The organism is Streptomyces sp. P5F9, assembly GCF_057961495.1.
This window is the reverse complement of the sequence record NZ_JBXVPZ010000511.1, coordinates 1-6,468: the sequence shown is the minus strand read 5'-3', so window position 1 is coordinate 6,468 and position 6,468 is coordinate 1. Positions and strand designations below refer to the sequence as shown.

General features: G+C 71.2%; 5 protein-coding genes and 1 pseudogene. 5 read left to right on the top strand and 1 reads right to left on the bottom strand.

Going from position 1 to position 6,468, the window contains the following annotated elements; genetic code table 11:
• On the top strand, positions 1–902 hold a 902-nt coding region (locus AC31A1_RS44035), incomplete at its 5' end, for a SulP family inorganic anion transporter (protein ID WP_489658693.1).
• Positions 903–921: 19 nt separating this feature from the next.
• Positions 922–1,350, top strand: coding sequence for a hypothetical protein (locus AC31A1_RS44030; protein WP_489658694.1), 429 nt, complete (start codon positions 922–924; stop codon positions 1,348–1,350).
• A gap of 397 nt (positions 1,351–1,747) precedes the next feature.
• On the opposite strand, the gene AC31A1_RS44025 is transcribed toward AC31A1_RS44030, so the two are convergent.
• Positions 1,748–3,139 (bottom strand): cystathionine beta-synthase, encoded by a 1,392-nt coding sequence (locus tag AC31A1_RS44025; RefSeq protein WP_393751938.1) that lies wholly within the window; start codon positions 3,137–3,139, stop codon positions 1,748–1,750.
• A gap of 147 nt (positions 3,140–3,286) precedes the next feature.
• Here AC31A1_RS44025 and AC31A1_RS44020 point away from each other — a divergent pair, with 147 nt between their 5' ends.
• The 3 genes and pseudogenes from AC31A1_RS44020 to AC31A1_RS44010 form a co-directional block, all read left to right on the top strand.
• On the top strand, positions 3,287–4,354 hold the full coding sequence (locus AC31A1_RS44020) for an SGNH/GDSL hydrolase family protein (protein WP_489658692.1): 1,068 nt from the start codon (positions 3,287–3,289) through the stop codon (positions 4,352–4,354).
• A gap of 184 nt (positions 4,355–4,538) precedes the next feature.
• The gene (locus tag AC31A1_RS44015) at positions 4,539–5,759 is read left to right on the top strand and encodes an acetyl-CoA C-acetyltransferase (RefSeq protein WP_489658691.1); all 1,221 of its coding nucleotides are present in this window, start codon (positions 4,539–4,541) and stop codon (positions 5,757–5,759) included.
• A 274-nt stretch (positions 5,760–6,033) separates the two neighbouring features.
• Positions 6,034–6,468, top strand: a pseudogene (locus AC31A1_RS44010) (hypothetical protein); the annotation flags it as partial.

The window sequence follows — 6,468 nt, the reverse complement described above, 5'->3', positions numbered from 1 at the left end:
CCCCCTCCCTCGCCTTCCTCGACGTATCCCGGGTCCCGTCCCTCCTCCTCCCCGCAGCGGCGGTGGCGGCGCTCGCGGCCCTGGAGTCCCTCCTCTCGGCCTCCGTCGCGGACGCGATGCGCCCCGGCGAACGCCACGACCCCGGCAAGGAACTCTTCGGCCAGGGCATCGCCAACCTCGCGGCCCCGCTCTTCGGCGGCGTCCCGGCGACCGGCGCCATCGCCCGCACCGCGGTCAACGTCCGCACCGGCGCCACCTCCCGCCTGGCCGCCCTCGCGCACGCCGTGATCCTCGCCGGGATCGTCGCGGTCGCGGCGCCGCTGGTGGGCCGTATCCCGCTGGCCGCGCTGGCCGGAGTACTGCTCGCGACGGCGATCCGCATGGTGGAGACGGACGCGGTCCGCGCGATGGCCCGCTCGACGCACGGCGACGCCCTGGTCCTGGTCCTCACCGCGGCCGGCACCCTCGCCCTCGACCTGGTACGGGCGGTCCTGATCGGCCTCGGTGTCTCGGTCCTGCTCGCCCTGCGCGCGGCGATGCGCGGGACCCGCCTCACCCCGGCCCAGGCCGACGAACTCCCCGCCGCCGCGGGCACGGTGACCTACCGCTTCGACGGCCCGCTCCTGTTCGCCGCCGCCCACCGCTTCCGCCGCAGCCTCGCGGACGTCCAGGACGTGACGGCCGTGGACCTACGGCTGTCCGGGCTGACGGCGGTCGACGCGACGGGTGCGCTCGCGCTGAAGGACGCGGTCGGGGAACTGCGGGACCGGGGTATCGAGGTCCGGATCTCCGGTGTGGAGCACGGTCATCGCAGGGTGCTGGAGTCGCTCGGCGTGCTCCCGGTGAACCCGACTTCCAACAGGGGGGCTATCCCCAGTGCGGCCGGCGCGGCGGCTCCCTAATCTGAGGCGCATGACGGGAATGGACGCGAACGACGTCGAACTCAAGAAGGAACTCAACGCCACCCTGCAGGCGCGCAGGGAACTCGGCGACGAGTACGAGTCGGCGCTGGTCGACTCGTTCCTGGAGAAGGTCGACCAGCGTATCGACGGCGCGGTGGAGCGCCGGGTGCGCCGGCAGATGGCCGAGCAGCAGATGGTGGTCGCGCGCGGCTCGCGCGGGCCGAAGCCCACCGACTCCTGGGGCGAACGCTTCGGTTTCGGCATCGTCTCGATGGTCCTGGCGATCCCGCTCTCCGCGATCGGCGGCGGCATCGCCCACCTCCCCGGCCTGCTGGTGGCCTGGGCCGGCATCGTCGGCGTCAACGCCGTCCAGGCCGCCCGCACCAACCCGGGACTCTTCGGCGGACGGCGCCACAAGTCCTCCCAGGACAGCGAGTGGGAGGGCTGACCATCCCGGTCACGCCTTGCGGACAGGCCGCCCAACGCCGCGAACGGCTGAGGCCGGGGCCGGTGAGAAAGCTATGCGCGGGGACCGCCGCACCCCCCGTTGCCGGGAGGGCGGGACGACGGCGGTCCCCGCGAGGGACGCGTGCCGGGTCAGGGCCGGGCGTGCGCGTCCTAGGCGTCGGTGGAGGTCCGGGAGCCGCTCCGGAGGTCCGTGACGCCGTTTTTGTGCCGGCGAGGCGGGGAGCCGCTCCCGCCCTGCCGACATCCACTAATGTGCCCGACGCTTGTTAAGCGTGTGCTGCGTGGACGTGACGCGCTCGTACCACTTCCGCGAAGTCCACCGTTTCGGTGGGCAACCGCAAAGTCGCCGTCGACACGGCCCGTTCACCGGACGTTTCCTACTGCTTCCCGCCCTTGGCGAGGAAGGACAGCAGGTCCTGCCTGCTGATGACACCGGTCGGCTTGCCCTCGACCAGGACGATCGCCGCGTCGGCGCCGCCGAGCACGGTCATCAGGTCGCCCACCGGCTCACCGGAACCGACCTGCGGCAGCGGGGCCGACATGTGCTTCTCCAGCGGGTCGGTCAGCGAGGCGCGCTGGGTGAACAGGGCGTCCAGCAGCTCCCGTTCGACGACCGAGCCGACGACCTCCGCCGCCATGACGTCCGGGTGGCCGGCGCCCGGCTTCACGATCGGCATCTGCGAGACGCCGTACTCGCGCAGCACCTCGATGGCCTCGCCGACGGTCTCGTCCGGGTGCATGTGTACAAGGGACGGGATGGCGCCGTGCACCTTGTCGTTGAGGACGTCGGCGACGCGGGCGCTGGGACCCTCGTCCTCCAGGAAGCCGTAGTCGGCCATCCACTCGTCGTTGAAGATTTTTGAAAGGTACCCACGGCCGCTGTCGGGCAGCAGGACGACCACTACATCGTCCGGCCCGAGCCGCTCGGCCACCCGCAGCGCCGCCACGACGGCCATCCCGCAGGAGCCACCGACCAGCAGCCCCTCCTCCTTCGCCAGCCGGCGGGTCATCTGGAAGGAGTCCTTGTCGGACACGGCGACGATCTCGTCCGCGACGGTCCGGTCGTAGGCGGTCGGCCAGAAGTCCTCACCGACACCCTCGACGAGATACGGCCGCCCGGACCCGCCGGAGTAGACGGACCCCTCGGGGTCGGCGCCCACGACCTGCACCCGGCCCTCGCTGGCGTCCTTGAGGTAGCGCCCGGTGCCGGAGATGGTCCCGCCGGTCCCCACGCCGGCCACGAAGTGGGTGATCTTCCCCTCGGTCTGCTCCCAGAGCTCGGGGCCGGTCGAGTGGTAGTGGGAGAGCGGGTTGTTCGGGTTGGAGTACTGGTCCGGCTTCCAGGCGCCCGGCGTCTCGCGGACCAGCCGGTCGGAGACGTTGTAGTACGAGTCCGGGTGCTCGGGGTCCACCGCGGTCGGGCACACGACCACCTCGGCGCCGTACGCGCGCAGCACGTTGATCTTGTCGGTGGACACCTTGTCGGGGCACACGAAGATGCAGTGGTACCCCTTCTGCTGGGCGACGATGGCCAGGCCGACGCCGGTGTTGCCGCTGGTCGGCTCGACGATGGTGCCGCCGGGCTGGAGCTCCCCGCTCTTCTCGGCCGCCTCGATCATGCGCAGCGCGATGCGGTCCTTCACGGATCCGCCGGGGTTGAAGTACTCCACCTTGGCCAGAACGGTCGCCTGGATGCCCGCGGTCACGCTGTTGAGCCTCAGCAGTGGGGTGTTGCCGACGAGGCTGATCATCGAGTCGTGGAATTGCACCGTTGTCTCCGGTTGCTGCAAAGAAGTGGTCGATATGGGTCACGCCAGCCTAAGGCCCGGAAATGACGTTCACCGCCCGTTGAGATTGGGCGACGTGCTGTTCGGGGCAAGGAGTGGATGACGGCTCAGAGGAGGTGGCGGCGGCGTATGACGAGGATGTCGAGGGCGCGGGTGGCCCGGCGGATCGCGGCCGGTGCGGCGTACGGCGGTGGCGGGGTCGGACTGGTGGGCGCGGCGGCGGTCGGGCTGGTGCTGGCCGAGGTCCGCTTCGTGAAACGGCACGTGGGCAACGGCCACGGCACCGGCAACCATGTGCCGAGCGCCGACGGCCGGTACGGCCATGTCTACGACTCCCCGGGTGAACTCCCGATCCGGCTGACCATGCTCGGCGACTCCACGGCGGCCGGGCAGGGTGTCCACCGGGCGGCCCAGACCCCGGGCGCGCTGCTGGCCTCGGGCCTGGCGGCGGTCGCGGAACGCCCGGTCGAGCTGCACAACGTGGCCCTCCCCGGCGCCCAGTCCGACGACCTGGACCGCCAGGTGGCGCTGGCCCTCGCGGACACCACCCGGGTGCCCGACGTCTGCGTGATCATGATCGGCGCGAACGACGTCACCCACCGCATGCACCCGACCCGCTCGGTCCGTCACCTCTCGGCGACGGTACGGCGGCTGCGCACGGCCGGCGCCGAGGTGGTCGTCGGCACCTGTCCCGACCTGGGGACGGTCGAGCAGGTCCAGCAGCCGTTGCGCTGGCTGGCCCGCCGGGCGTCCAGACAGCTGGCGGCGGCCCAGACGATCGGCACGGTCGAGCAGGGCGGGCGCACGGTGTCGCTGGGCGACCTGCTGGGCCCCGAGTTCGCGGCGAACCCCCGCGAGCTGTTCGGCCCGGACAACTTCCACCCCTCGGCGGAGGGCTACGCGACGGCGGCGATGGCCGTCCTGCCGACGGTGTGCGCCGCCCTGGGCCTCTGGCCGGCCGAGGAGGACCGCCCGGACGCGTCCCGCCGCGAGGGCTTCCTGCCGGTGGCCCGGGCCGCCGCGGAGGCGGCGTCGGAGGCGGGCACGGAGGTCACGGCGGCGATGCCGACGGGGCCGCGGGGCCCGTGGGCGTTGCTGAAGCGGCGGAAGAGGCGCCGGGTTCCGGAGACGTCGCCGGTTCACTCGCCCATTTCGGTGACTTCTCGGCCGACCGAGTCGGGTGGTGGGTGGGCATAGGCCCGGGGGGCCAGGGGGCGGAGCCCCCTGGCACGGCCAGTCTGCCGAGGTGACCTGCGAGCCAAGCAAGCGCTTAGAAAACTGCGGCACGGGTCACACAGCGATCCCCGTGACCTGGGCCATACGTACGGGTAACTTCCCAAGAAGCCCCGCACATCACCGTACGTACGCCAATGGAGCCGTGATGCCCGAAGCCGTCATCGTCTCGACCGCCCGCTCCCCCATCGGCCGCGCCTTCAAGGGCTCGCTCAAGGACCTGCGCCCCGACGACCTCACCGCCACGATCATCCAGGCCGCCCTCGCCAAGGTCCCCGAGCTGGACCCGAAGCTCATCGAGGACCTGATGCTCGGCTGCGGCCTCCCCGGCGGCGAGCAGGGCAGCAACCTCGGCCGGATCGTCGCCGTACAGATGGGCATGGACCACCTGCCGGGCTGCACGATCACCCGTTACTGTTCCTCGTCCCTCCAGACCAGCCGCATGGCCCTGCACGCCATCAAGGCCGGCGAGGGCGACGTCTTCATCTCGGCCGGTGTCGAGATGGTGTCCCGGTTCGTGAAGGGCAACTCCGACAGCCTCCCGGACACGCACAACCCGGTCTTCGCCGAGGCCGAGGCCCGCACCGCCGAGGTCGCCGCGAGCGAGGGCGCGACCTGGCACGACCCGCGCGAGGACGGCCTGCTCCCCGACCCGTACATCGCGATGGGCCAGACCGCGGAGAACCTGGCCCGGATCAAGGGCGTCACCCGCCAGGACATGGACGAGTTCGGCGTCCGCTCGCAGAACCTCGCCGAGGAAGCCATCAAGAACGGCTTCTGGGAGCGCGAGATCACCCCGGTCACGCTGCCCGACGGCACGGTCGTGTCGAAGGACGACGGCCCGCGCGCCGGCGTCACCCTGGAGGGCGTGTCCGGCCTGAAGCCGGTGTTCCGCCCCGACGGCCTGGTCACGGCCGGCAACTGCTGCCCGCTGAACGACGGCGCCGCCGCGGTCGTCATCATGAGCGACACCAAGGCCCGCGAGCTCGGCCTCACGCCCCTGGCCCGGATCGTGTCGACCGGAGTCTCCGGCCTCTCCCCCGAGATCATGGGCCTCGGCCCGGTCGAGGCGTCGAAGCAGGCGCTGGGCCGCGCCGGTCTCACCGTCGACGACATCGACCTGTTCGAGATCAACGAGGCGTTCGCCGCCCAGGTGATCCCGTCCTACCGCGACCTGGACATCCCGCTGGAGAAGCTGAACGTGAACGGCGGCGCGATCGCCGTCGGCCACCCCTTCGGCATGACCGGCGCCCGCATCACCGGCACGCTGATCAACTCCCTCCAGTTCCACGACAAGCAGTTCGGTCTGGAGACGATGTGCGTGGGCGGCGGCCAGGGCATGGCGATGGTCATCGAGCGCCTCAGCTGACCAACTCCCCGTAGCCGCACGGGAACTTTGCGTCACCTCTTGGCCCGGAACCCAGTAACCACCTGGGTTCTGGGTCGATTTGTGATCCAATCTCCCCCAGGATGTGACCTATCTCCCTTCGAAGAGGGATTTTCCCAGGTCAGGACCGTTTCACCACCAAACATCGGGCCCAAAGTCCTGCCCGTTTCGTGACGTTACGCACTGACAGCTGGTTAGTCCGCCCTTCAAGCTGATGTAGGAAGTCGGGGGTCGACTTTGAACCGGGAGTACGTCAGTGAGCGCCATGCCGATCGCTTTGCTGCTCACCACGGCCGCCACAGGCGCCGTGGGCGTCGCCGTCCTGCGCACCCTCTTGGTGCTCCGTCGCCAGGTAGCAGCCCTGCACACCGAACTCGCCGAGGGCCGGGCCGCCGCCGTACGGGCGCTCGTGCCCGCCGCCCGCAGCCACACCGACGCGGATGAGATACGCGCCGCCGTGGCCGAGGCGCTGGCCGAGGAGCGGGAACGGGAACTGGCCGAGGCGCGAGCCTTCTGGGCCGCCCAGGAAGCCCGCGACACCGAGGTGCCGACCCTGCTGGGTCTGCCGGACAGTGAGCTGTTCCTACCCCGCCAGAGCGACTTCGTGGGCCTCGAACCGCTGGAGCCGGTCACCGAGTTCTCCGCGGACGCCGACGAGTTCGCCGGCGAGTCCCCCGAACTGGCCGCGGCC